Here is a 25,447-nt window from a genome sequence, read left to right on the forward strand (position 1 = left end):
GACAGGGTTTCTTGAACGAAGTCGAGTGGCGCGCCAATCCACGCACGTGGCCCAAATGGAGTACTGTTGCGAGCCCTGGGTCAGGTCTCCCGCCAGGGCGTCCGTGGCCTTCAAGGGCGGTCGGGAGGGGGCCAGTTGCACAGGGTGACGGAGTTGGTCACTTAGCGTTGCGAATAGGTAACCGTGCCATAACGGCGATCCAGGGCTCTGGCCCGACACGCCGGGCAACTCGGCAAGGTTGTGGCAGGCTGCACCCGGGCAGGCCACACTCGACTAGCGGAAGCAGCGACGCACGTGACGTCGGCAGGCACCACCCGGGAGGTCCCCATGCCCGAACTGCGTGTCGTGGCCGTCTCCAATGACGGCACACGGCTGGTGCTGAAGGCTGCCGACTCAACGGAGTACACGCTTCCGATCGACGAGCGGCTGCGCGCGGCGGTGCGCGGCGACCGTCCCCGCCTCGGCCAGATCGAGATCGAGGTCGAAAGCCATCTCCGTCCCCGCGACATCCAGGCGCGTATACGCGCGGGTGCCACCGCGGAAGAGGTAGCCCAGCTCGCAGGTATCCCCGTAGACCGCGTACGGCGCTTCGAGGGCCCCGTGCTCGCCGAGCGCGCCTTCATGGCCGAACGAGCCCGCAAGACCCCGGTCCGCCGGCCCGGCGAGAACGCCGGACCGCAGCTCGGTGAGGCCGTGCAGGAGCGGCTGGTGCTGCGCGGTGCCGAGAAGGACACCGTCCAGTGGGACTCGTGGCGTCGCGACGACGGCACCTGGGAGGTTCTGCTGGTCTACTGCGTCGCGGGTGAACCGCACTCGGCGAGCTGGACCTACGACCCGCCCCGGCGGCTCGTCCAGGCCGTCGACGAGGAGGCGCGCTCACTCATCGGCGAGTCCGAGGACCTCGGCGCGCCGGAGCCCAGCTTTCCCTTCGTACCGCGGATCGCCCGGCTGCCGCGCGACCGTCCGCTGGACCGCGCCCTCGACCGGCCGAGCCTGCCCCCGGCCGAGCCCGTCGAGGAGACCGTCGCCGAACGGGACTCGCTGACCAGCCTGTTGGAGGCCGTGCCGAGTTTCCGGGGCGACATGGTCGTACCGGAGCGGCCGTCCGAGACGGCGAGCATCGAGGAACCGCCCGCGCTCGAGGAGGAGCCGGAGGTGGAGGAGCCGCCGGCCCCCGCGGCCTCGGCCGGTTCCGCCTACGCGGACGTCCTCATGCCGCGTTCGGTGGCCAGCCACCGCGACCGCCTCATCGGCGCGACCGACCGCCAGGCCGAGGCCGACGGCGTCCGCCCGGGCCGCAGAGCGGCGGTCCCGAGCTGGGACGAGATCGTGTTCGGGACGCGCAGGAAGAAGCAGGAGTAGTCAGCCGTACGGGGAACAGGGCCGCGCTCGTCGAGTGCGGCCCTTTCCCGTCGTACTGGGCAGCGGCGGGCTACTGGGGGTCCGGGCCCACGGCGACCGGTCGCTCCGGGTCCGAGGACCACTCCGACCAGGAGCCGACGTACAGCGCCGCCGGGATGCCCGCGACCGCCAGCGCCAGGACCTCGTGGGCGCCGGAGACGCCGGAACCGCAGTAGACGCCGACCTCGGTGCCGTCGGTGGCGCCGAGGGCCTTGAAGCGGGCGTTCAGCTCCTCCGCGGGCAGGAAGCGGCCGTCCGGGCCGACGTTGTCCGTGGTGGGCGCGGACCGGGCGCCCGGGATGTGGCCGCCGACGCGGTCGATCGGCTCCACCTCGCCGCGGTAGCGCTCCCCCGCGCGTGCGTCCAGCAGCACACCCGCGCGGGCCAGCGCCGCGGCCGCGTCGGCGTCGAGCAGACCGGCCGCCGCGGGAACCGGCTCGAAGTCGCCCTCGGAGAGAGCGGGACCCGGCAGGGAGGACTGCAGCGGCCCCTGCCAGGACGTCAACCCGCCGTCGAGGACTCGCACATCCGGGTGACCTGTCCAGGACAGCAGCCACCACGCGCGGGCGGCCGCCCAGCCCTGCCCGCCGTCGTACACGACGACCGGTGTACCGGCGGAGACCCCCGCCCGGCGCATCGCTGCGCCGAACTCCGCGAGGTCGGGCAGCGGATGCCGCCCGCCGGCGCCGGCCGGGCCGGCCAACTCCCGGTCCAGGTCGACGTAGACCGCGCCCGGCAGGTGCCCGGCCGCGTACTCGGCCCGGCCGTCGAAGGGCGGCTCACCGGCCGCCTTGGCCACGCTCAGCTGCCAGCGGACGTCGAGCAGTACGGGCGGGTTCGGACCCGCCAGGGCGCTCGCGAGTTCGGATGCGGAGATGATGGCGTTCATGGCCACCATCCTTGCGCACCGGGTGGCCGCCTCGTCCATGTCCGGCTACTCTGCTCCGCCGGACAGGCCCGGTCACCAGGCGTACGGGAACGGGCACATGCTGTACAGCCGATCGACATCCGTCGGCCATCGCGTGGCAACGGTCAGCCGGCCGCGGGTGGTGCGAGCATCGGCACGGAGGTCCCGACAGCGGACACGACACGGCCACCGCGAGGGGCCGAGGAGAGAGTGACGATGACCGAGGCAAGGGGGTCGGCCGCCCCGCCCGCTCGGCACACGCCCGGTACACCCTGCTGGGTGAGTCTGATGGTGCACGGTATGGCCGCGACCCAGGAGTTCTACGGATCGCTGTTCGGCTGGGAGTTCGTGCCGGGCCCGCAGCAGCTCGGGCCCTACGTCCGCGCGCTGCTCGACGGCCAGGACGTCGCCGGGATCGGGCAGTTGTCGCCCGACCGCAATCTTCCGGTCGCCTGGACGCCTTACCTCGCCTCGGACGACATCGACCTGACGGCCGAGTCGGTACGGCTGTGCGGTGGCACGGTGGGGGTGGGCCCGCTGGACGCCGGGGAGGCCGGGCGGCTGGTGATCGGCTCGGACCCGTCCGGTGCCGTCTTCGGCGTGTGGCAGGCGGCGGCCCACCTGGGCACCTCCGTCGCGGGCGTACCGGGCACTCCCGCCTGGCACGAGCTGCTCACCTTCGAGACGGTGGGCGTCGCCAAGTTCTACGAGACGGTGTTCGGTTACGAGGGCGAGCCCGTGGTCTCCGCCGACTTCGACTACGTCACCCTCCACGCCGGCGGCCGCCCCGTGGCCGGTCTCCACGGCGTCGGCCACGCCCTCCCCCGCGACCGGGGACCGCACTGGATGACGTACTTCGAGGTGGCCGACGCGACCGCCGCCACCCGTCTCCTCACCGACCTGGGCGGCCATGTGCTGCGGTCGCCGCACGACAGCCCGCACGGTCGCGTGGCCACGGTGGCGGATCCGGAGGGGGCGCGTTTCTCGTTGATCGAGAACCCGCGCTGAGCCCCTCCCCCGTCAGGTCAGAAGCGCGCCCCGGCCGACGGGACGGGCAGGACGTCCGGGGACAGCGCGGCCGCGTGTGCGGTACCCGCGGTCATCCGGCGGCGGTGGTGCCGGCGGCACAGGACCTCGTAGCCGACGTCATCGGCCTGGTTGACGTCGCCGACGACCACCTGGGCGCCCTCGACGACCATCTCGCCGTTGACCGTACGGGCGTTGTGCGTGGCCCGGGCGCCGCACCAGCACAGGGCCTCGACCTGGAGCACCTCGACCCGGTCGGCCAGTTCCACCAGGCGCTGGGAGCCGGGGAACAGCTTGGAGCGGAAGTCGGTGGTGATGCCGAAGGCGTAGACGTCGAGGTCCAGGTCGTCGACCACACGGGCGAGCTGGTCTATCTGCTCCGGCGTGAGGAACTGCGCCTCGTCCGCGATCACGTAGTCCGCGCGGCCGCCGCGGGAGAGGTGGTCGACGAGGTAGGCGTACAGGTCCTGGCCGTCCTCGACCTCGACCGCGTCCGTGACCAGACCGAGCCGCGAGGACAGCTTGCCCTCGCCGGCCCGGTCGTCCCGGGTGAAGATGATGCCCGTCAGACCACGCGCCGAACGGTTGTGCTCGATCTGGAGAGCCAGTGTGGACTTCCCGCAGTCCATGGTTCCGGAGAAGAACACCAGCTCGGGCATGGCAGGTCGAGCACCTTTCGGTTCTGTGGGAGACGGGGGCGGGTCGGCTTCAGGAGCGTACTTCGAGCAGCGGCACCAGTTGCTCGGCGGGGGTCATGGAACCGTGGTTGCCGACCATCGCCGACTCCTTCGGCTCCCGCTCGGAGGCGATGAGGAGTACGTCGTCGCGGGCGGCGGCGACCACGTCGCCGATCCGGTCGTACACCCGCTCGTCGAAGTGGTCCGGCGGTCCGAACCAGCCCGCCGCGATGGCCTCGTCCCGGGAGGCGACCCAGAACTGCTCGCCGACGACCTCGCGCCAGCAGGTCAGCACATCGCCTGCGGCGCCCGGCACCGCGTAGACGTGGCGGGCCCGGCCCTCGCCGCCCAACAGGGCGACGCCGGCGCGCAGTTCCCAGTCCTCGTCGAAGTCGATGCGGTGCTGGTCGTCGAAGGGGATGTCGACCATGCCGTGGTCGGCGGTGACGTACAGCGCGCTGTTCGGCGGGAGTTGCTCGGCGAGGCGCTGGACCAGGCGGTCGACGTACATCAGCTGGCCGCGCCAGGTGTCGGAGTCGACGCCGAAGCGGTGTCCCGCGCCGTCGACCTCGGCGTAGTACGTGTAGACCAGCGAGCGGTCGGCGGCGGCGAGTTGCTCGGCCGCGAGATCCACGCGCTCCTCGCCGGACAGCCGCCCGAGGAACGTGCCGCCGCTGAGCGCGACCTTGGTCAGCGGGGTGTTCTGGAAGGTGGGCGAGGAGACCTGGGCGGCGTGCACCCCGGCCCGGTCGGCGAGTTGGAAGACGGTGGGGTACGGCTGCCAGACGTGCGGCTTGGTCCACGGCTGCCAGCGCAGCTGGTTCATCAGCTCGCCGGTGGCCGGGTTGCGCACGGTGTAGCCCGGCAGGCCGTGGGCTCCGGGCGGCCGGCCGGTGCCGACGGAGGCGAGGGAGGTCGCGGTGGTCGCCGGGTAGCCGGTGGTCAGGGGGCGGCCGGTGCCGCCGCGCGAGGTGGCCAGCAGGGAGGTCATGAAGGGCGCCTCGTCCGGGTGCGCCTTCAGCTGCTCCCAGCCCAGGCCGTCGATCAGGAACACGCAGTTCCGGTCGGAGGGCGTGAGCTCCTGGATCGTGGCGGTCATGTCCGGTACGGCCATGCCGGCGGCGAGGGTGGGCAGCAGGTCGGCGAGGGAGCCGGTGCCGTACTCGGGGACGGGCGCGGTGTCGAGGGCCAGGGGTTCGGGGTGGTCCCAGGCGGTGGAATCAGCAGGGGCGGGCGCGGAGCGCCCTCGATCATGGGCGGCGGGGGGAGACGGGTGGGCCATCAGCGGGGGACGTCCGCGGTCGCCTCGGAGATGGCCTGGGCGAAGGCGAGCGCCTGGCGCACGGTGTCCGGGCCGTCCCCCGCCTCGCTGACGCGCAGGCTCAGGTCGTCCGCCGTGGAGCTGCCTGTGTAGCCGTGGTCCGCCTCGCAGTTGGGGTCGCCGCAGGCGGCGGGCTCCAGGTCGATACGGGAGACGGCGCCCCAGCCGATGGTCAGCACGACCTCGCGGGGCAGGGTGCCCGGCTGGTACTGCTCCGGGTTCGCGACGACCCGGCTGACCACGACCGACGAGATCCGGCCAAGCTTCACGGACTCCGTGGAGGTGGTGGCGTACGGCGTCGGGGACGTGCTGTCCGCGGCCTGCTCGTCGGTGTGGCTCACAATGAAGCGGTTGCCCGTGAGGACGAGCACGGTCACGTGCCGCCGCACCTCGTTCTGGTCGAACGTCGTCTCCTGGTGGACCAGGTACGACCGGATGGGCTCGCCGCCCAGCGCGGACTCCACCGCCTCGGCCACGAGGGCCGGGTAGTAGCCGCTGCGCTCGATCGCCGCACGCAGCCCCTGGGTCGTCGTACTGGTCTTGGCCATGACGTCCATCCTACGGTGGCACGCCGACTGCGAGGCACCGCTCGCCGCCGCTCAGTACGCGGGAAGGGTCCGCGGGCCGAGGTCGTCGCGGGCGGGCGGTGGCGCGAGCCGTACGGAGGCGCCGAGGACGCTCAGGCCGCGCGGGGCGACGACGACCGGCTCCAGGGTGACCGCGACGACCTCGGGATGGTCGTCGACCAGCCGGGACACCCGCAGCAGGAGCTCCTCCAGGGCGGGGGTGTCGACCGGGGTGGAACCGCGCCAGCCGAAGAGGAGCGGCGCGGTCCGGATCGATCGCACGAGGCTTGTCGCCTCTCGGTCGGTGACCGGAATCAGCCGGTGAGCGGTGTCGTCGAGCAGCTGGGAGGCGGCCCCGGCGAGCCCGAAGGACAGCACGGCGCCGGCGGCGGGGTCTATGACGGCCCGGATCACGGTGTCCACCCCGCGCGGTGCCATCCCCTGCACCACGGGCCGCAGTTCGTCCGGCGCGCCGAACAACTCGGTCAGCTCGGCGTACGCCCGCCGCAGCTGCTCCTCGTCCGCGAGATCCAGGCGTACGCCACCGAGGTCGGCGCGGTGGCGCAGGTGCGGGGCGGTGGCCTTGAGGGCGACCGGGTAGCCGAGGGTGGCGGCGGCTTCGACGGCGGCGTCGGAGGTGGCGGCGGGCAGGGCGCGGTGGACCCGGATGCCGTACTCGGCGAGCAGCCGGCAGGTGTCCTCGGTGCCGAGGGTGAGGCCCTGTCCGCGCGTGAGCAGGCCGTCGATCAGGGTGGCGGCGCCCTTCTCGTCGATGTTCTCGTACTCGGGCACCTTGCCGGGTTCGGCGGACTCCCGGCGCCACTGGCCGTACTGCACGACATCGGCCAGGGCCCGCACCGCGCGCTCGGCGGCGGGATAGGCGGGGATGAGGCGGTCGCCGTTCCCGGGGGCGGGCGGTTCCGCGGGGCCCGGTGTGGCGCGCAGCCGGTCCAGGGCGCGGAAGGGGTGGTCGGCACGGATCTTCGGCGGGCCCGCGGCGGCCTGCGGCGCGGTGCTGGTCGCCGCCGACAGGGCCTCCGCGAGGCCGCCGAGCTCGACGTGGACCACGAGGACCGGCTTGCCGGGGACCTGCTCCGCCGCGGACCTGAGCGCCTCGGCGAGGGCGGCGTCGCCCGCGGACCCCTCGCCGACTCCCGGGATGGCCGTCACGATCACCGCGTCGCAGGAGTCGTCGGCCAACGCGCGCGCGAGGGCCGCGTGGAAGTCCTCCGGCGCGGCCGCGGTGGTCAGGTCCAGCGGGGGTGAGGGCGTCAGCCCTTCGGCCACGCACGCGTCGTACGTGAGCAGGCCGAGCGACTCGGAGTTGCCGAGGATCGCCACCTTGGGTCCGGTGGGCAGCGGCTGGCGGGCGAGCAGCAGGCCGGTGTCCACGAGTTCGGTGATGGTGTCCACGCGGATCACCCCGGCCTGCCTCAGCAGCGCGGACACCGTCGCGTGCGGCAGGCGGGTGGCGCGGACGGCGTGGCCCTGCGGGGCGGTGCCCGAGCCCTGCACGACGACCAGGGGCTTGGCCGCCGCCGTACGCCTGGCGAGGCGGGTGAACTTGCGGGGGTTGCCGATGGACTCCAGGTACATGAGGACGACGTCGGTGTCCGGGTCGTCGTACCAGTACTGCAGGACGTCGTTGCCGGACACGTCCGCGCGGTTGCCGGAGGCGACGAAGGTGGAGACGCCGGTCACGCCGGTGACCCCGCCGCCGCGCCGGTGCAGCCGGGAGAGCAGGGCGATGCCGATGGCGCCGGACTGGGCGAACAGGCCGATCCTGCCGGGGCGGGGGGTCTCGGGGGCCAGGGAGGCGTTGAGACGGACGTCCGGGGAGGTGTTGATGATGCCGAAGGCGTTCGGGCCGATGATCCGCATGCCGTACGCGCGTGCGTGGCGCACGAGTTCACGCTGGCGCTCGCGCCCTTCGGGCCCGCTCTCGGCGTACCCGGCGGAGAGCACGACGAGTCCCTGCACGCCGTGTGCCCCGCACTCGGCGACGACCTCGGGCACCTGCTCGGCCGGTACGGCGACGACCGCGAGGTCGACGGGGCCGTCGATGTCCCGCACCGAGCGGTGTGCGGGGATGCCGTCCAGCTCCTTCTGGTCCTCGGGGAACGCCTTGTTGACGGCGTACAGGCGGCCGGTGAAGCCGTAGCCCCTGATGTTTCCGAGCACGCTGCGGCCCACACCGCCCGGGGCGCGTCCGACGCCCACCACGGCGACGGAGCCGGGGGTGAGCAGCCGCTGCACGGACCGCGACTCGGCGCGCTGTTCGCGCGCGTACTGCACGGCGAGGGAGCGGTCGGTGGGCTCCAGGTCGAACTCCAGGCGCACCACGCCGTCTTCGAAGCTGCGCTTCTGGGTGTACCCGGCGTCGGTGAACACCTTGATCATCTTGACGTTGGCGGGCAGCACCTCGGCGGCGAAGCGCCGGATGCCGCGCTCCCGGGCGACGGCCCCGATGTGTTCGAGCAGGGCGGAGGCGACGCCCCGCCCCTGGTGGGCGTCCTGGACCAGGAAGGCGACCTCGGCCTCGTCGGCGGGGGCGGTGGCGGGCATGCCGTCGGCGCCGATGCGGTCGTAGCGTACGGTGGCGATGAACTCGCCGCCGACCGTGGCGGCGAGTCCCACCCGGTCCACAAAGTCGTGGTGCGTGAAGCGGTGGACGTCCTTGGCGGACAGGCGAGGGTAGGGCGCGAAGAAGCGGTAGTACTTCGACTCGTCCGAGACCTGCTCGTAGAAGCTGACCAGGCGATCGGCGTCGTCGACGGTGATGGGCCGGATGCGCGCGGTGCCGCCGTCGCGCAGCACCACGTCGGCCTCCCAGTGGGCGGGGTACTCGTGCCGGTCCGACGCGCTCTGCATGGGCCCCAGAGTACGGCTCGCGTACGACAACGGCGCGAGGCAGTCTGTGGAGAACACGCGAGGACGCGCAAGGACGGAACTCGGGCCGAGGCCGCGGTCCGAACACTCCCCCGGCGGGACTTCAGGTCCTGTCCGGGGACACTTCACGTGTGGGAAACTGGTCTAGACAACCCTGAACACCGAAGGGCAGCATCACATGGCTGAGCGCCGCGTCAACGTCGGCTGGGCCGAGGGCCTCCACGCCCGCCCCGCTTCCATCTTCGTCCGGGCCGCCACGGCCGCAGGTATCCCGGTGACGATCGCCAAGGCCGACGGCAACCCCGTCAACGCGGCCTCCATGCTGGCCGTTCTCGGCCTGGGCGCCCAGGGCGGCGAGGAGATCGTCCTCGCCTCCGACGCCGAGGGCGCGGACGCGGCCCTCGACCGGCTCGCGAAGCTGGTCGCCGAGGGGCTCGAGGAGCTTCCCGAGACCGTCTGAGGGAAGGTGCCTTAAAAGCACCGAGGGGCTCGTCCGAATTACCGGGCGGGCCCTTCGAATTTCCCTTTTACGGGCAGCGGAAATACTCCCCCTCGAATTCCCCCCTCTTTGTATACGGTGCCCGTGTTAATGCCGCAGACCTGTCACGTTTACAGGATGTTGCGAGGTCCTCACACGGTCCGCGCGGTCCTGTCCGGAGGTGAACCGCAGCCGGTGCACCGCGCTCGAGCGCTCGGTGTGCAGCGCCGTGATCGCCCGCGCGCGCTCGCCGTCCCCGCGTGCCACCGCGTCCACGATCGCGCCGTGCTCCGCCCAGGACTCCACCGGGTTGGCGGGCGCGTCCACGACGTACATCCAGGCGATCTTGTGGCGCAGCTGGGTCAGCATCGAGGTCAGCGCGGGGCTGCCGGAGGCCTGCGCGAGCGTCTCGTGGAACCAACCCCCCAGGGAGCGCAGATCGTCGCTGTTGCCGCGCCTGGCCCGCTCCTGACCCAGCCTGACCAGGCCGCGCAGCACCTTCAGATGGGCCTCGGTGCGTCGCTGGGCGGCCCGGGAGGCGCCGAGCGGTTCGAGGAGCATGCGCATCTCCAGGAGGTCGGCGCCCTCCTGCTCGGTCGGTTCGGCCACACACGCGCCCGCGTGACGCCGCGTCACCACGAAGCCCTCGGCCTCCAGTGTGCGCAGGGCCTCGCGGACCGGGACCCGGGAGACGCCGTAGCGGCGGGCGAGCAGTTCCTCGGTGAGCCGGCTCCCGCGCTCGTGGACACCGGCGACGATGTCGTCCCGGATCGCCGTGCATACCGAGTGCGCCGGAATACGCATGTCCGACCTCCGTCTTAATCCCCGTGAAACGTCGCCGATTGACGTGTGTTCAGTGACTCTATTGCAATGAGCGGGAATTTCCGACGGCGGACCGGAATCCGGGGATATTTTTTGGACAACGGGGCCCCGGAAACGACGAAAACCCCGGCTCGGGGAGCCGGGGCCTCGCGGGGATCGCGCGGTGGGTCGTCAGACGTTCACGCCGTGCGAGCGCAGGTAGGCGACGGGGTCGATGTCCGAGCCGTACTCGGGGGTGGTGCGCGCCTCGAAGTGCAGGTGCGGGCCGGTGACGTTGCCGGTCGCGCCGGAGAGACCGATCTGCTGGCCGGGGGTGACCGACTGGCCGACCGAGACGCCGATGGACGACAGGTGGCCGTACTGGGTGTACGTGCCGTCGGCCATCCTGATCACGATCTGGTTGCCGTACGACCCGCCCCAGCCGGTCTCCACGACCGTGCCGCGGCCGACCGCGTGGACCGAGGTGCCGCTCGCGGCGTGGAAGTCGACACCGGTGTGGCTGCCGGAGGACCACAGGGAGCCGCCGGACTTGTAGCCGGTGGACACGTAGGAGCCGGAGATCGGGGCGCCGAAGCGGTTGAGGCGCTTGCGCTCGGCCTCGCGGGCGGCCCGCTCCTTGGCCTCGCGTATCTCCTCAGCGCGCGCCTCGGCCTTGCGCTTGGCCTCCGCCTCCGCCTTCTTCAGCGCGGCGGCCCGCGCCTGGGCCTCGGCCTGGGCGTCGAGCTGGTCGGCGAGGGACTCTCCGACGCTGACGACGGGCATGAGACCGGTCTGCTCGACGGAGTTGTCGGCGGCGAACGCCGGGGCTGCGATGGTGCCGATGACGCCGGTGGTGGCGAGGGCCGCGACACCCGCCGCGCGGGCGGTGGTGCGCTTCATGCGGCTGGGACGACGGTGCTTCCCGGTGGCGCAGGTGAACGCCATGTGGTGGCTGGTCCTTTCCTTCCTTCTCGCCTACCGGGTTAGCTGACGGGTTCGGAGCAGGAAGGTCTCCTACGGACCCCCTCGCGGTGCGCGGGCGTCCGATTCACCCCAGGGACGCATGGTTGGGTCCCCGGCTCCCCTGGCTCGCGCCATGCGGGGACTCGGCGATGGCTGTCCGGTGCCGCGGGCGCGGCGCAGTGCCTGACGGACAGCCCAGAGGACGCTAAGCGGGGCCACTTTCAATCCCCAAACCGATCAACGGTTTTGTAGCGCATCCCACAGGGCAGACGGGCAACCTCCTGCCCAATTCGGACATCAGGGGCTCTGGTGACCTTGCGTCACCAGAGCCCCTGGGGCCGGGACCCTCTACTCGGCCGTCACGACCTTGACTTCGCCGATGCCGAGCGCCTCGACGGGCTCCTTGATGGCGGCCGCGTCGCCGACCAGGATCGTCACCAGCCGGTCCACCGGGAAGGCGTTCACGACGGCCGCGGTGGCCTCGACGGTGCCTGTCGCGGCGAGCTGCTGGTACAGGGTCGCCTGGTAGTCGTCGGGCAGGTGCTGCTCGACCTGGTCGGCCAGCGTGCTCGCGACGGCCGCGGCCGTCTCGTACTTGAGCGGTGCCACACCGACAAGGTTCTGTACGGCGACATCGCGCTCGGCGTCGGTCAGACCGCCCTCGGCGAGCGTGCGCAGCACCTTCCACAGGTCGTCCAGGGCGGGACCGGTGTTAGGGGTGTCGACCGAGCCGCTGATGGCGAGCATCGCGGCGCCCGAGCCGTCCGGGGCGGACCTGAGGACCTGCCCGAACGACCGTACGCCGTAGGTGTAGCCCTTCTCCTCGCGCAGGACGCGGTCCAGGCGGGAGGTGAGGGTGCCGCCGAGGCAGTACGTGCCGAGCACCTGCGCGGGCCACACGCGTGCGTGCCGGTCGGCGCCGATACGACCGATCAGCAGCTGCGTCTGGACGGCTCCGGGGCGGTCCACGATGACGACCCGGCCGGTGTCGTCGGCGGTCACCGGCGGCACGGGGCGCGGCCGGCCCGTGGACCCCGTCCAGGAGCCGAGGGTGTCGCCGAGCAGCGCGTCCAGGTCGATGTCGGTGAGGTCGCCGACGACCACGGCGGTGGCGGTGGCGGGGCGCACGTGCTTCTCGTAGAAGGCGCGTACGGCCGCGGAGTCGATGTTCTCGACGGTTTCCTCGGTGCCCTGGCGCGGGCGCGACATGCGCGAGTCCGCCGGGAACAGCTCCCTGGAGAGCTCCTTGGCGGCGCGACGAGACGGGTTGGCCAGCTCGTGCGGGATCTCGTCCAGGCGGTTGCGGACGAGCCGCTCGACCTCGCTGTCCGCGAACGCGGGCGCCCGGAGCGCGTCGGCCAGCAGACCGAGGGCCTTGGCGAGGCGGGAGGCCGGTACTTCGAGGCTGAGGCGGACGCCCGGGTGGTCGGCGTGCGCGTCGAGGGTGGCGCCGCAGCGCTCCAGCTCGGCGGCGAACTCCTCGGCGGAGTGCTTGTCGGTGCCCTCGGAGAACGCGCGCGCCATGATCGTGGCGACACCGTCCAGGCCGGCCGGCTCGGCGTCCAGGGGCGCGTCCAGGAGCACCTCGACGGCGACGACCTGCTGGCCGGGGCGGTGGCAGCGCAGCAGGGTGAGGCCGTTGTCGAGCTTCCCGCGCTCGGGGGCGGGGAAGGCCCAGACCTTGGGCTCGCCCGCCTGCGGCTGCGGGTGGAATTCCATCGCGGCGAGCTCGGTCACTTGGCCGCCTCCTCGTTCTCGTCGGTCGCTTCCACGGTGGCGGCGGAGTCCGGGTCGTCGGCGCCTTCGGCGTCCTCGGCGCTCTGGGCGATCTCGGCCGGGGCGGTGGGCTCGTAGACGAGCACCGCGCGGTTGTCGGGGCGCAGCTTGGCCTTGGCGACCTCCTGCACCTCCTCGGCGCTCACCTCCAGGACGCGCTGCACGGCGGTCAGGGCGAGCTGGGGGTCGCCGAACAGGACGGCGTAACGGCACAGTTCGTCGGCGCGGCCCGCGACGGTGCCGAGCCGGTCGAGCCACTCGCGCTCCAACTGGGCCTGGGCGCGCTCCATTTCCTCGGCCGTGGGTCCCTCGGCGGCGAACCGCGCGAGCTCCTCGTCGATGGCGGCCTCGATGACCGGCACCTCGACGTCACCGGAGGTCTTCACGTCGAGCCAGCCCAGGGAGGGCGCACCGGCCAGGCGCAGCAGGCCGAAGCCGGCCGCGACGGCCGTACGGTCGCGCCGTACGAGCCGGTTGTAGAGGCGGGAGGACTCGCCGCCGCCGAGGACGGTGAGGGCGAGGTCGGCCGCGTCCGCCTCGCGGGTGCCGTCGTGCGGGAGCCGGTAGGCGGCCATCAACGCGCGCGCGGGGACCTCCTCCTCGACGACCTCGCGCAGCTGCTCGCCGATGATCTCGGGCAGGGAGCCGTCACGGGGCGCGGGCTTGCCGTCGTGCGAGGGGATGGAGCCGAAGTACTTCTCGATCCAGGCGAGCGTCTGCTCCGGGTCGATGTCGCCGACGACCGACAGGACGGCGTTGCCCGGCGCGTAGTAGGTGCGGAAGAACGCGCGCGCGTCCTCCAGCGTGGCCGCGTCCAGATCGGCCATCGAACCGATCGGGGTGTGGTGGTAGGGGTGACCCTCCGGGTACGCGAGCGCGGTCAGCTTCTCGAACGCGGTGCCGTAGGGGACGTTGTCGTAGCGCTGCCTGCGCTCGTTCTTGACGACGTCGCGCTGGTTCTCCATCGACTCGTCGTCGAGGGCGGCCAGCAGGGAGCCCATGCGGTCGGCCTCCAGCCAGAGGGCGAGCTCCAGCTGATGGGTCGGCATGGTCTCGAAGTAGTTGGTGCGCTCGAAGCTGGTGGTGCCGTTGAGCGAGCCGCCCGCGCCCTGGACGAGCTCGAAGTGCCCGTTGCCCTTGACCTGTCCGGAGCCCTGGAACATCAAGTGCTCGAAAAGGTGAGCCAGGCCGGTACGTCCCTTGACCTCGTGGCGCGAACCGACGTCGTACCAGAGGCACACCGCCGCGACCGGGGTCAGGTGGTCCTCGGAGAGCACCACGCGCAGGCCGTTGGCCAGGCGGTGCTCGGTCGCTGTCAGGCCCCCGGTGCCTGCCTGGTCTGTGGCCGTGTGACCCATGGGCATGTACGTCCCTTCGATCGCGTTCGCGGTCGTGGAAACCGCGGTTTTCCTGCCGGTCCTGCCACTGTATGCAAGCGTGCGGACCCTCGGCGAAGTTCCCGGAGCGCGTACGCCCACAGCGGATCGCGTAGCCTGCGGGCAACCGTGACGGAGGCGCTGTGCCGTTGCCGGGCCGGGCGGCCCGGCCGGGCCCTGGCCCGGACTGTCAGTGCCGCGGTCCACAATGGTCCGCGCAGACCCGTTCACGCTTCAGCAAGAGTGAGCCAAAGGGCCGACGTGAGCGACCCGTAGGCGAGCGACCAGAAAAGAGGAGCCGGCAGCGATGGCCCGCCGCAGCACGAAGACCCCGCCGCCCGACGACTCGTACGAGGAGCGGATCCTCGACATCGACGTCGTGGACGAGATGAAGGGCTCGTACCTCGAGTACGCGTACTCGGTCATCTACTCCCGCGCGCTCCCCGACGCCCGCGACGGCCTCAAGCCGGTGCACCGGCGCATCGTCTACCAGATGAACGAGATGGGCCTGCGCCCCGACCGCGGCTATGTGAAGTGCGCCCGCGTGGTCGGCGAGGTCATGGGCAAGTTGCACCCGCACGGCGACGCGTCGATCTACGACGCCCTCGTGCGCATGGCCCAGCCCTTCTCGATGAGCGTGCCGCTGATCGACGGCCACGGAAACTTCGGCTCGCTGGGCAACGACGACCCGCCGGCCGCCATGCGGTACACCGAGTGCCGCGCCGCCGAGGCCGCGAGCCTGATGACGGAGTCCATCGACGAGGACACGGTCGACTTCGCGCCGAACTACGACGGCCAGGAGCAGGAGCCGGGCGCGCTGCCCGCCGCCTTCCCCAACCTTCTGGTGAACGGCGCCTCGGGCATCGCGGTCGGCATGGCCACCAACATGGCGCCGCACAACCTCACCGAGGTCATCGCGGCCGCCCGCCACCTGATCCGCTACCCGAACGCGGATCTGGACGCCCTGATGAAGCACATCCCGGGTCCCGACCTGCCCACCGGCGGCCGGATCGTCGGTCTCTCCGGCATCCGGGACGCCTACGAGACGGGCCGCGGCACCTTCAAGATCCGCGCGACGGTGTCGGTGGAGACGGTGACGGCCCGCCGCAAGGGCCTGGTCGTCACCGAGCTGCCCTTCACGGTCGGCCCGGAGAAGGTGATCGCCAAGATCAAGGACCTGGTCGGCTCGAAGAAGCTGCAGGGCATCGCCGACGTCAAGGACCTCACCGACCGCGCGCACGGCCTGCGTCTGGTCATCGAGATCAAGAACGGCTTCGTGCCGGAGGCGGTCCTGGAGCAGCTCTACAAGCTGACGCCGATGGAGGAGTCCTTCGGCGTCAACAACGTCGCGCTGGTGGACGGTCAGCCCCTCACCCTGGGCCTCAAGGAACTCCTCGAGGTCTATCTCGACCACCGCTTCGAAGTGGTTCGCCGCCGCAGCGAGTTCCGGCGCACCAAGCGGCGCGACCGGCTGCACCTGGTCGAGGGCCTGCTCACCGCCCTGGTCGACATCGACGAGGTCATCCGCATCATCCGCTCCAGCGACAACTCCGCGCAGGCGAAGGAGCGGCTGATCGAGCGCTTCTCGCTGAGCGAGATCCAGACGCAGTACATCCTGGACACGCCCCTGCGGCGCCTGACCAGGTTCGACCGCATCGAGCTGGAGTCGGAGAAGGACCGGCTGAACGCGGAGATCGCGGAGCTGACCCGGATCCTGGAGTCGGACGCCGAGCTGCGCAAGCTGGTCTCCGCCGAGCTGGCCGCGGTCGCCAAGAAGTACGGCACCGAGCGGCGCACGGTCCTGCTGGAGGCCGGAGCCACGGCCCCCGTGGCCGCCGTACCGCTCCAGGTGGCGGACGACCCGTGCCGGGTGCTGCTGTCCTCGACGGGGCTGCTGGCCCGCACGGCGAACGGCGAGCCGTTCCCGGAGGAGGCCGGCGGAAAGCGCGCCAAGCACGACGTGATCATCTCGGCGGTGCCGGCCACCGCGCGGGGTGAGATCGGCGCGGTGACGTCGTCCGGACGTCTTCTGCGCCTGAACGTCATCGACCTGCCGCAGCTGCCGGAGTCGGCCGCGAACCTCTCGGGCGGGGCCCCGCTGTCGGAGTTCCTCTCCCTGGAGGACGGCGAGACGCTGATCTGCCTCACCACGCTGGACGAGTCCTCGCCCGGTCTGGCGCTCGGCACCGAACAGGGCGTCGTCAAGCGCGTGGTCCCCGACTACCCGTCCAACAAGGACGAGTTGGAGGTCATCACGCTCAAGGAGGGTGACCGGATCGTCGGCGCGGTGGAACTGCGCACCGGCGACGAGGACCTCGTCTTCATCACCGACGACGCCCAGCTCCTGCGTTACCAGGCTTCGCAGGTCCGTCCGCAGGGCCGTCCGGCGGGCGGTATGACGGGCATCAAGCTCACGGAGGGCGCCAAGGTCATCTCCTTCACCGCGGTGGACCCGGCGGTGGACGCGGTCGTCTTCACGGTCGCGGGCTCGCGCGGCACGCTCGACGACTCGGTCCAGACGACGGCCAAGCTGACGCCGTTCGACCAGTACCCGCGCAAGGGCCGCGCCACCGGCGGTGTCCGCTGCCAGCGGTTCCTGAAGGGCGAGGACTGCCTGTCCCTGGCCTGGGCGGGCGCCGTTCCGGCCCGCGCCGCGCAGAAGAACGGGACGCCGGCCGACCTGCCGGAGATGGACCCGCGCCGTGACGGCTCGGGCGTGTCGCTGGCGAAGACGGTGTCGGTGGTGGCGGGGCCGGTCTAGGCCGGTTCCTCGGGGTCCTCCTCGGTGCCCTGTACGTAACGCAGGACGCCCCACATGCCGGCCTCGTCGGCGTGCGGGGCGTCTGTCGTGTGCGCCCTGCACGCCTCCAGATCCTTGCCGAGGGCGGGTACGTCGATGCCGGAGCCGATGAGGACGAGCTGGGTGAGGCGGGGGTCGCCGGGCGGCCAGGCCTCCGGGTAGAACCGCAGAAACCGCCCCACGGCATGGACGGCGTAACGGTTGCGGACGTCGTACGGCCCGAAGTCGACGTATCCCTTGATCCGGTAGAGGCCTTCGGGACGGCTGTCGAGGAAGCCCATGAGCCGGCGTGGGTCCAGGGGCGTGTCCGAGGTGAAGGACAGGCTGTCGTAGGCGGAGTGCAGATGCCCCGCGTGGTCGTGGTTGTCCTGGTCGCTGTCATGGTCGTCGTCGTGGTCGTGCAGATCGTCGAAGGAGAGCTGTCCGATGCGCTCCTCGCTGGGCCGGCAGTCGAAGAGGAACTCGGGGTCGATGCGGCCGTAGGTGGCCGGGACGACGGCGGCTCGGTCGACGAGGGACCGGACGACCGCCAGAACCCGCTCGGCGTCCTGGGGGTCCGCCCGGTCGAGCTTGTTGACCACGACGAGGTCGGCGAGTGCGAGATGCCGGTCGAGCTCGGGGTGCCGGGCGCGGGTGTCGTCGAACTCGGCGGCGTCGACGACCTCGACGAGACCGCCGTAGACGATGTCCGTCTCCTCGCTGGCGAGCACCATGCGGACGAGTTCCTGCGGCTCGGCGAGACCGCTGGCCTCGATGACGATGACGTCGATTCCGGTGTCGGGGTGGGCGAGCCGGGAGAGGTACTGGTCGAGTTCACCGACGTCGACGGCACAGCACAGGCAGCCGTTCCCGAGGGAGACGGTGGAGTCGCCGAGCGCGCCGGCGACGGCCATGGCGTCGATCTCGATGGCACCGAAGTCGTTGACGATCGCTCCGATACGGCTGCCGCCGCTGCGGTGCAGGAGGTGATTGAGGAGCGTGGTCTTGCCGGAACCCAGGAATCCGGCGAGCACGACGACCGGGATCTGCCGGGGGCTCACGCTCGGCTGACTCAACGTACGACCTCTTTCGCGCTGTTGCGTGCACCGGATCGCGGTCCCGGCGCACGTACGAGCTTTGAATGCCGGACCAGGATACGAGCCGGAATAATCACTGCGAAGTGAACGATTGTTAGCAACACTTGCGGGGCAGACGTTGGGCAAGGCGCCGGTTCGTGCGACCCTCACTTCCCTCCGTGCGCCTCCTCTCCGCCTCCCCCGCCGATCAGAGCCGCTCGGCACCCTGGGAGACGGCAAGCGCCGCCCACCGCTCGCCGGTCCCCATCAGTCGACCCGCACCCCGACGACCGGCGGACGGCCGTTTGAACCGGGGGTTGACATGGCCACACTGAGCTTTGGGGCAAGGGGACTGAGCGCCGCCGTGGTTGCCGGCCTGGGCATGGCAGCAGGCATCGTCGCCACGATGGCGGCGCAGCGCAGCATGCTCGAATCGCTGCGCGCGCGCCTGGAACACCTGGAACAGCAAGCGCACACCCAGCACCACGCCAACCTGGCCAGTCAACAGAGCCAGCACTGGGAACTGCTGAGCAAGGCGATAGACGATCCAGAACTCGCCGAGGTTCTGGACATCTTCGAGGTACCCGCTTCCCCCGCGAAGCGGCGGCAGTACCTCTACGCCAATGCCCTCTACACGAACTTGCTCTTCTACTACCGCATCGGGAACCTGAGCAAGGATGAGTTCTTCAAACGCGTCCGGGGTACTTTTCAGAACCCGATCGTCCGAGAGTACTGGTACGCCACGCAGCAGCAGCGCGCGAGCATCGCGGACACAGAAGAGGCGGAACTCGGGCTACTGGTCGACGACCTGCTACGGCAACTGGAGGAGGCAGACACCGAGGAATGGTGGGTCGTCGGCGAACCCCCCACCGAAGACTGACAAAGACGGTCGGGAGCAGCGAGGCAACCACTCCCAACCGCCGACACAACTAGGCGTCCGGAATATCGGCTTTTGCTCTGATGAGAGTCTCGCGAGTGATCACGACGATGCGCTCGTAGTTCGCCCGTGCGGCATCAGCAGGAAGCTCACCATCCAGCGCGTCCGTCACATCCGTGCCGATGATGGCAAAATTCCCGTCCGCCAGTTCGAAGATGTCGGGACATGTGCCGCCATTCGTACTCCCTCGATAACGTGGAGCAACCCCAAGCCGGCGGATGATCTGACTCACTGTTGAATCCTTCTGTTCTCATGGCACACGCGGGCCCGCGCCCGCTGCCGCGCGACTGCAAGATCGCACTGTTGCCCCATGTGTGCCATGACCACCGCCGGCCACACAAGCATTCAAGCGACTCACAAGCCAATGGTCGCAACGCTTGGCGGCCATTTGTACCACTCGACGGAGTGAGGCGCCCAAGGCCTGAGAAAACATCCGCAAGAGTGACAGTAAGAACGGAAGAAACGATGATAAGAGCCATCTGAGGTGAATGCGTGGTTCAGCCTGTCGATACCGGAACCGGCGCCTCCACCCCCACATACCGCGCCACCGGTCGAATGATCTTCGAGTCCGCCGCCTGCTCCAGGATGTTGGCGCTCCACCCCACCACTCGCGCCGCCGCGAACGTAGGCGTGAACATCTCGCGGGGCAGCCCGCACAGCTCCATGACCACGCCCGCGTAGAATTCCACGTTGGCGTGCAGTTCCCGCCCCGGCTTCAGTTCGGCCAGGATCGCCTCGACATGGCGTTCCACCTCGACGGCGAAGTCCACTCGGGGCCCGCCGAACCGTTGGGCGACCTCCCGGAGCATCCGGGAACGCGGGTCCTCCGTGCGGTAGATCGCGTGACCGAAGCCCATGATCCGTTCGCCGGCGAGCACACGCTCACGGATCCAGCGGTCGATACGGTCGGGCGTGCCGATCGCGTCCAGGGTGTCCAGGGCCCGGCTCGGCGCTCCCCCGTGCAGCGGCCCGGACAAGGCTCCGACGGCCCCCACCAGACACGCCACCACGTCCGCCCCCGTCGACGCGATGACCCGTGCCGTAAAGGTTGATGCGTTGAAGCCGTGATCAATGGTCGAGATCAAGTACTGCTCGACCGCACGGACCCGCTGCGGCTCCGGCTCCGCGCCCGTCAACATGTGGAGGTAGTTCGCCGCGTACGAGAGATCCTCACGTGGCTCCACCGGCTCGAGCCCCTCGCCCAGCCGGTGCAACGCGGTGAGCAGCGTAGGCACCGCGGCGGTCGCCGCCAGCGTGTCCCGCCGTCGCTCGTCCGGGCCGATGTCGTACACCGGCCGGAACCCCTTCGCCGCGCCGAGCAGCGACAAGGCCGTGCGCATACCGGCGAGGGGCCCCGACCGTCCGCTCGCCGCCGCGACCGCGGGCAGCGCCGCCCGCACCTCGTCCGGCAGTCGCCGCAGCGCGGCGGTCTCGGCGCGGAACGCCACGGCCTGTCCGGCGTCCGGCAGTTCGCCGTGGACCAGGAGATGCCAGACGTCCTCGAAGCAGCGGGTCTGCGCGAGCTCGACGGCCGAGTACTGGCGGTAGTGATAGAACCCCTCGCGCCCCCGGACGTCCCCGACCTCGGTGTCGGTGACGACGACTCCGGCGAGTCCTCGCGGTACGTCGACGAGTGTGGTTGCGGACCTGTTGACCGACATGATTCCTCCCTGGACTTGATTCGACTGTCCATGGTTGACTCATTTTCTGTCAATGTTGATTGAATCAATACACCCTAATCAACCTACCCGGCTGCGGATACGGTGACCTCTTATGCGCGATCAAGCCCCCCTCCCCGGCCCCGCCGACCACCGGCTCAGCACCAAGGAGGCCGCCGAACTGCTGGGCGTGAAGCCCGAGACCGTCTACGCCTACGTGAGCCGCGGCCAGCTCAGCAGCCGGCGTGTTCCCGGCGGCCGGGGCAGCACCTTCGACGCCAAGGAGGTGGAGGCCCTCGCCCGGCGCAACCGCAGGGAGAGCGGCGGGAGTCCGGGCTCCGGCGGTGAACTGTCCGTACGGACCCGCATCACGTTCATCGACCGGGACCGCTACTACTTCCGGGGCGTCGACGCGACGGAACTCGCCGCGCGCCACTCCTACGAAGAGATCGCGGAGTGGCTCTGGACGGGACGCATGCAGCCCGGCGTCACCTTCACCGCGCCCGACGCCACGGTCGACACGGCCCGCCGCGCGGTGGACGCGCTGCCCGAACACACCGGCCCCACCGACCGGTTGCGCGTCGCCGCGATCGCCGCCGCGGCGGCCGACCCACTGCGCTTCGACCTGTCCGAGGAGGCCGTGCTCGGTAGCGCACGGACCCTCATCCCCACCCTCGTCGCCGCGCTGCCACCCGTGGTCCACGACCGCCGCCGTGACGACGGCCGGCTGGCCTCCCGGCTGTGGACGCGGCTCAGCGGACGCAAGCCCGACGAGGCGTCCCTGCGCGCCCTGGACACCGCGCTGGGCCTTCTCGTCGACCACGACCTCGCCGCCTCGACCCTCGCGGTACGCGTCGCCGCATCGGCTCGCGCGCACGCGTACGCGGCCGTGTCCGCCGGACTCGGCGTCCTGGAGGGCCCCTTGCACGGCGCGGCCAGCGGGCTCGCCCACAGGCTGCTGCTCGACGTGCTCGACCGCGGCGACGCGGCCCCCGTGATCTCGGAGGAACTGCGGGCCGGCCGTCGCATCCCGGGCCTCGGTCACCGGCTCTATCCGGGCGAGGACCCACGCGCGCGTGCCCTGTTCACCCTCCTGGAGGAGATCCCGCGCGCCGAGCCCGCCCTCCTCGCGGCCCGCGACATCGTGGCCACCACCGCCCGCCACGCCCCCCTGCACGCCAATGTGGACCTGGCCCTGGCCGTGCTCACCGCCTCCGCCGGGATGCCGGCCACGGCCGGCGAGACGGTCTTCGCCGTCGCCCGTACGGCGGGCTGGATCGCTCACGCGCTGGAGGAGTACGGGGAGCGCCCGCTGCGGATGCGCCCGAGCGGCACCTATGTGGGCCCCAAGCCACCCCAGCCGCTGCCGGAGCCCTGACACAGGCCCGGCCGGAAGTCACCGTGCGTCAAGTCAGGTTAGGCTCACCTCTGTGAGTACCTGCTCAACGGTCTCGCACGACCTCGACGAGCCCGTTTCCGGAACCGCGGCCACCGCGCGGACCTGGCTGCTGCTGGAGCAGTCGGGTCCCTGGGGTGCCAAGGCGCTCACGTCGAGCCACCTGGACCCCGCACTGGGCCGCGCCCTTGAGGCCGCGGCGAAGGGCACGGGCGTGCGCATCGCGCTCATCCGCCGCCCGGGACGGCACGCCGACAGCGGAGTAGCCACCATCCGGCAGGTGTACGCCGCCCACACCGTTCCGGGCAACGTGTGGCTGCACGGTGCGACGACCCGCGATCCGTGGGACCTGCTCGGCCTGGACCTCGCCGCACTCGGCAGGGGCGACCACGGCAGCTTCGACGCGACGCTCGGAGGCCGCCCCCACACCGGCGATCCGCTCGCACTCGTCTGCACCAACGGCAAGCGGGACCGCTGCTGCGCGCTCCTCGGCCGTCCGCTCGCCGCGGACCTGGCCGCCTCGGGCGTCGACGGCGCCTGGGAGGTCACCCATCTGGGTGGTCACCGCTTCTCCCCGACGCTGCTCGTCCTGCCGTACGGCTACGCCTACGGCCGTGCCGAGGCCCATGCCGTCAGGGAAGTCCTCCAGAGCGTCCAGGAGGGCCGGATCGTGGTCGAGGGGTGTCGAGGCAACTCCGCCTGGGAGCGTCCCGGCCAGGCGGCCGAGCTGGCCGTCCGCACGGCGGTGCGTGAATACGCCGCCGAGGCCCTGACAGTCGTACGCACGGACGGCGCGGCCCCGCACTGGGAGGTGACCGTCGCGCACGCCGACGGCCGCCATTGGCGGGTCGTCGTGGCCCAGAGCGCCTCCCTGCCGCCCCGTCCGGAGAGCTGCGGGGCGTCGGTGCTCGGCTCACCCGCGCGGATGGACGTGGTGGCGGTGCGTGAGGTGAGGACATCGACAGCACTGGCGTGCTGACCGGGCCTGCGGGCCCGTCAACGTATTGATCAAGAGATCCATGCCACACCCCCTTCGGTGGATCCGGTGCCTCCCCGTACCGTCAGGGGTATGAGCCGCACTCCCCCTGCCCGCCGCCTGCGCCTCGGCCTGCCCCGCCGGGTGTTCTCGCAGGTTCTCCTCATGCAGTTGGCGATCGCCGCGGGAGTAGCGGTGCTCGCGACCGGTCTGTTCCTCGCGCCGTTGAGCAACCAGTTGGACGACCAGGCGATGCGCCGGGCGCTGGCCATCGCCCAGACCATCGCCGCGGAGTCGCAGATCTCCGAGCAGGTCAAGGACACGCCCCCGCTGCCCGACGGTCCCGTCCAGCGGGAGGCCGAGCGGGTCCGCAAGGCGACCGGGGCCGAGTACGTCGTGGTCATGGACTGGCGAGGTGTCCGCTGGTCGCACCCCACCCGCAGCGAGGTGGGCAGGATCGTCTCGACCGACCCGGGCCAGGCCCTGGCCGGCAAGGAGATCATGCAGATCGACAGCGGCACCCTGGGCCGTACCGCCCGCGGCAAGGTGCCGCTCTACGACAGGGGGCACCACATCGTCGGGGCCGTCTCCGTGGGCATCGCCTACGACAGCGTGCGCGCCCGGCTGATCCACGCGATCCCGGGACTGTTCGCCTACGCCGGCGGGGCCCTCGCCGTGGGCGCGCTGGCGGCCTGGCTCATCTCCCGCAGAGTCCAGCGACAGACCCGCGACCTGGCCTTCTCCGACATCTCCGCGCTCCTCGCGGAGCGCGAGGCGATGCTGCACGGCATCCGGGAAGGCGTCGTCGCCCTGGACCGCGCCGGACGCATCCGCCTGCTCAACGACGAGGCCAGGCGCCTGCTGGGCATCGGCGACGAGGCCGTCGGGCTCTCCCCCGACGAGGCGCTCGGTGACGGTCGTACGGCCGACGTCCTGGCCGGACGCGTGACGGGCACGGATCTGGTCACCGTACGCGGCCAGCGGGTGCTGGTCGCCAACCGCATGCCCACCGACGACGGCGGTGCGGTCGCCACCCTGCGCGACCGCACCGAGCTGGAGCAGCTCGGCCGGGAGCTCGACTCGACCCACGGCCTCATCGACGCCCTGCGCGCCCAGGACCACGAGCACGCCAACCGGATGCACACGCTCCTGGGGTTTCTGGAGCTGGAGATGTACGACGACGCCGTGGAGTTCGTCGGAGAGGTCGTCGGCGACCACCGGGCCACCGCGGAGCAGGTCACCGAGAAGATCGAGGATCCGCTGCTCGCCGCGCTGCTGGTGGGCAAGGCGACCGTCGCCGCCGAGCGCGGGGTCGCCCTGTGGGTCTCCGACGGGACCCGGCTGCCGGACCGGCTGGTCGATCCGAGCGGACTGGTCACGATCGTCGGCAACCTCGTGGACAACGCCCTGGACGCCGTCGCCGGCGCACCGCACGCGCGCGTGGAGGTCGAGCTGCGCACGGAGCGCCGTACCGCCGTCCTCAGGGTGCGGGACACCGGGCCCGGCATTCCGGCGGAGCAGCGGGAGCTGGTCTTCACGGAGGGCTGGTCGACCAAGGAGCCGCCCGCGCACCGGGGACGCGGTCTCGGGCTCTCCCTCGTACGCAAGCTAGCCGAACGTCAGGGCGGCAGCGCCACCGTCGGCGAGGCCGGCGGCGGAGGCGCGGAGTTCACCGTCGTCCTGCCGGACGCACTAGCCGAGCCGCAACCGGCGCTCACCGCGCCGCCCACCCGGCAGACCGCCGTCGAGGAGGAGTCGCGATGATCGAGGTCCTGGTCGTGGACGACGACACCCGCGTGGCGCGCGTCAACGCCGCCTACGTCGAGAAGGTCCCCGGCTTCCACGTGGCCGGCGAGGCGCACAGCGCCGCGGACGCGCTGCGCCAGCTGGAGAGCCTCTCCCACGTCGACCTGGTCCTCATGGACCACTACCTGCCCGACGAGACGGGTCTGGCGGTCGTCCAGGAGATGCGCCGACGCGGCCACCAGACCGACGTGATCATGGTGACGGCGGCGCGGGACGTGACGACCGTGCAGGCGGCGATGCGCCATGGCGCGCTGCAGTACCTGGTCAAGCCGTTCGCCTTCGCGGGCCTCAGGGCCAGACTGGAGGCGTACGCCGAGCTGCGGCGCACCCTGGACGGCGGCGGCGAGGCGGAACAGGCGGAGGTCGACCGCATCTTCGGTGCCCTCTCCTCGCCGGCTGAGCCCGATCTGCCCAAGGGGCACTCCCCGACCACGGTGGAGCTCGTCCGAAGGTCACTGATGAACGCCGAAGGGCCTTTGTCGGCGCAGGAGATCGCCGACCGGACAGGGGTGAGCCGGCAGACCGCCCAGCGCTATCTGAAGCTCCTGGAGCGCACGGGGCGGGCCAGACTCACCCTCAAGTACGGCGACGCGGGCCGCCCGGAACACCGTTACGTGTGGGCGACCCGCGCGTGAGGA

Annotated in this window: 21 protein-coding genes and 1 riboswitch; of the genes, 9 read left to right on the plus strand and 12 right to left on the minus strand. The window is 71.3% G+C overall.

Annotated elements, in window-relative coordinates:
* Positions 1–327 precede the first annotated feature (327 nt).
* Positions 328–1,362, plus strand: coding sequence for a septation protein SepH (gene sepH / locus ACIRP7_RS37535; RefSeq protein ID WP_352382269.1), 1,035 nt, complete (start codon positions 328–330; stop codon positions 1,360–1,362).
* Between the two features lie 70 nt (positions 1,363–1,432).
* Here sepH and ACIRP7_RS37540 read toward each other — a convergent pair whose 3' ends face one another.
* Complete coding sequence (locus ACIRP7_RS37540) at positions 1,433–2,290, minus strand: sulfurtransferase (protein ID WP_403668934.1); 858 nt, start codon at positions 2,288–2,290, stop codon at positions 1,433–1,435.
* Positions 2,291–2,524: 234 nt separating this feature from the next.
* On the opposite strand from ACIRP7_RS37540, the gene ACIRP7_RS37545 reads away from it, so the two are divergent.
* Entirely contained in the window at positions 2,525–3,316 is a 792-nt protein-coding gene (locus tag ACIRP7_RS37545) for a VOC family protein (protein ID WP_403668937.1), read from the plus strand.
* 17 nt (positions 3,317–3,333) lie between these two features.
* Here ACIRP7_RS37545 and ACIRP7_RS37550 read toward each other — a convergent pair whose 3' ends face one another.
* From ACIRP7_RS37550 to ACIRP7_RS37565, 4 genes are read right to left on the minus strand one after another with little or no spacing between them, the layout of a single operon-like run.
* Positions 3,334–3,993, minus strand: a complete 660-nt coding sequence (locus tag ACIRP7_RS37550) for a thymidine kinase (protein ID WP_403668940.1) — start codon at positions 3,991–3,993, stop codon at positions 3,334–3,336.
* Positions 3,994–4,042: 49 nt separating this feature from the next.
* Positions 4,043–5,293 carry an alkaline phosphatase family protein gene (locus tag ACIRP7_RS37555; RefSeq protein WP_403668943.1) on the minus strand — a complete coding sequence of 417 codons (1,251 nt, stop codon included), beginning with the start codon at positions 5,291–5,293 and terminating at the stop codon, positions 4,043–4,045.
* Entirely contained in the window at positions 5,293–5,880 is a 588-nt protein-coding gene (locus ACIRP7_RS37560) for a DUF5998 family protein (protein WP_352382278.1), read from the minus strand. The genes ACIRP7_RS37555 and ACIRP7_RS37560 overlap by 1 nt, the downstream gene beginning before the upstream one ends.
* A 51-nt stretch (positions 5,881–5,931) precedes the next feature.
* Positions 5,932–8,769 carry a GNAT family N-acetyltransferase gene (locus tag ACIRP7_RS37565; protein ID WP_403668946.1) on the minus strand — a complete coding sequence of 946 codons (2,838 nt, stop codon included), beginning with the start codon at positions 8,767–8,769 and terminating at the stop codon, positions 5,932–5,934.
* A gap of 196 nt (positions 8,770–8,965) precedes the next feature.
* Between ACIRP7_RS37565 and ACIRP7_RS37570 the strand changes: the two genes are divergently transcribed.
* Entirely contained in the window at positions 8,966–9,247 is a 282-nt protein-coding gene (locus ACIRP7_RS37570; protein WP_007385204.1) for an HPr family phosphocarrier protein, read from the plus strand.
* Positions 9,248–9,373: 126 nt separating this feature from the next.
* On the opposite strand, the gene ACIRP7_RS37575 is transcribed toward ACIRP7_RS37570, so the two are convergent.
* The 4 genes from ACIRP7_RS37575 to ACIRP7_RS37590 all read right to left on the minus strand — a co-directional run bounded on the left by ACIRP7_RS37575 (position 9,374) and on the right by ACIRP7_RS37590 (position 14,163).
* Positions 9,374–10,069: a GntR family transcriptional regulator gene (locus ACIRP7_RS37575; protein WP_403668949.1), complete on the minus strand. Its 696-nt coding sequence runs from the start codon at positions 10,067–10,069 to the stop codon at positions 9,374–9,376.
* A gap of 189 nt (positions 10,070–10,258) precedes the next feature.
* A complete protein-coding gene (locus tag ACIRP7_RS37580) occupies positions 10,259–11,011 on the minus strand; it encodes a M23 family metallopeptidase (protein ID WP_403668952.1) in 753 nt (250 codons plus the stop codon).
* A 13-nt stretch (positions 11,012–11,024) separates the two neighbouring features.
* Positions 11,025–11,188, minus strand: a riboswitch (cyclic di-AMP (ydaO/yuaA leader).
* Between the two features lie 189 nt (positions 11,189–11,377).
* Positions 11,378–12,766, minus strand: a complete 1,389-nt coding sequence (locus ACIRP7_RS37585) for a M16 family metallopeptidase (protein ID WP_403668955.1) — start codon at positions 12,764–12,766, stop codon at positions 11,378–11,380.
* Complete coding sequence (locus ACIRP7_RS37590; protein ID WP_403669145.1) at positions 12,763–14,163, minus strand: M16 family metallopeptidase; 1,401 nt, start codon at positions 14,161–14,163, stop codon at positions 12,763–12,765. Before ACIRP7_RS37590 ends, ACIRP7_RS37585 begins: the two co-directional genes overlap by 4 nt.
* A 325-nt stretch (positions 14,164–14,488) precedes the next feature.
* On the opposite strand from ACIRP7_RS37590, the gene ACIRP7_RS37595 reads away from it, so the two are divergent.
* Entirely contained in the window at positions 14,489–16,942 is a 2,454-nt protein-coding gene (locus ACIRP7_RS37595) for a DNA topoisomerase (ATP-hydrolyzing) subunit A (RefSeq protein WP_403668958.1), read from the plus strand.
* Here ACIRP7_RS37595 and ACIRP7_RS37600 read toward each other — a convergent pair.
* Positions 16,939–18,036, minus strand: coding sequence for a CobW family GTP-binding protein (locus ACIRP7_RS37600; RefSeq protein WP_403668961.1), 1,098 nt, complete (start codon positions 18,034–18,036; stop codon positions 16,939–16,941). The genes ACIRP7_RS37595 and ACIRP7_RS37600 overlap by 4 nt on opposite strands.
* Before the next feature lie 322 nt (positions 18,037–18,358).
* Here ACIRP7_RS37600 and ACIRP7_RS37605 point away from each other — a divergent pair, with 322 nt between their 5' ends.
* Positions 18,359–18,916, plus strand: coding sequence for a DUF6082 family protein (locus ACIRP7_RS37605; protein ID WP_403668964.1), 558 nt, complete (start codon positions 18,359–18,361; stop codon positions 18,914–18,916).
* A gap of 49 nt (positions 18,917–18,965) precedes the next feature.
* On the opposite strand, the gene ACIRP7_RS37610 is transcribed toward ACIRP7_RS37605, so the two are convergent.
* Entirely contained in the window at positions 18,966–19,205 is a 240-nt protein-coding gene (locus tag ACIRP7_RS37610; RefSeq protein ID WP_403668967.1) for a hypothetical protein, read from the minus strand.
* A 265-nt stretch (positions 19,206–19,470) separates the two neighbouring features.
* Entirely contained in the window at positions 19,471–20,634 is a 1,164-nt protein-coding gene (locus tag ACIRP7_RS37615) for a citrate synthase/methylcitrate synthase (protein ID WP_403668970.1), read from the minus strand.
* A 112-nt stretch (positions 20,635–20,746) separates the two neighbouring features.
* Between ACIRP7_RS37615 and ACIRP7_RS37620 the strand changes: the two genes are divergently transcribed.
* The 4 genes from ACIRP7_RS37620 (at position 20,747) to ACIRP7_RS37635 (ending at position 25,444) form a co-directional block, all read left to right on the plus strand.
* Complete coding sequence (locus tag ACIRP7_RS37620; RefSeq protein ID WP_403668973.1) at positions 20,747–22,009, plus strand: citrate synthase; 1,263 nt, start codon at positions 20,747–20,749, stop codon at positions 22,007–22,009.
* Between the two features lie 52 nt (positions 22,010–22,061).
* Positions 22,062–23,006: a sucrase ferredoxin gene (locus ACIRP7_RS37625; protein WP_403668976.1), complete on the plus strand. Its 945-nt coding sequence runs from the start codon at positions 22,062–22,064 to the stop codon at positions 23,004–23,006.
* A 90-nt stretch (positions 23,007–23,096) separates the two neighbouring features.
* Positions 23,097–24,767: an ATP-binding protein gene (locus ACIRP7_RS37630; protein ID WP_403668979.1), complete on the plus strand. Its 1,671-nt coding sequence runs from the start codon at positions 23,097–23,099 to the stop codon at positions 24,765–24,767.
* Positions 24,764–25,444 (plus strand): response regulator, encoded by a 681-nt coding sequence (locus tag ACIRP7_RS37635; protein ID WP_403668982.1) that lies wholly within the window; start codon positions 24,764–24,766, stop codon positions 25,442–25,444. The genes ACIRP7_RS37630 and ACIRP7_RS37635 overlap by 4 nt, the downstream gene beginning before the upstream one ends.
* The last annotated feature ends 3 nt before the right edge of the window (positions 25,445–25,447 follow it).

Source organism: Streptomyces sp. NPDC102270, assembly GCF_044766405.1.
In the GTDB taxonomy this organism is placed as follows: Bacteria; Actinomycetota; Actinomycetes; order Streptomycetales; family Streptomycetaceae; genus Streptomyces.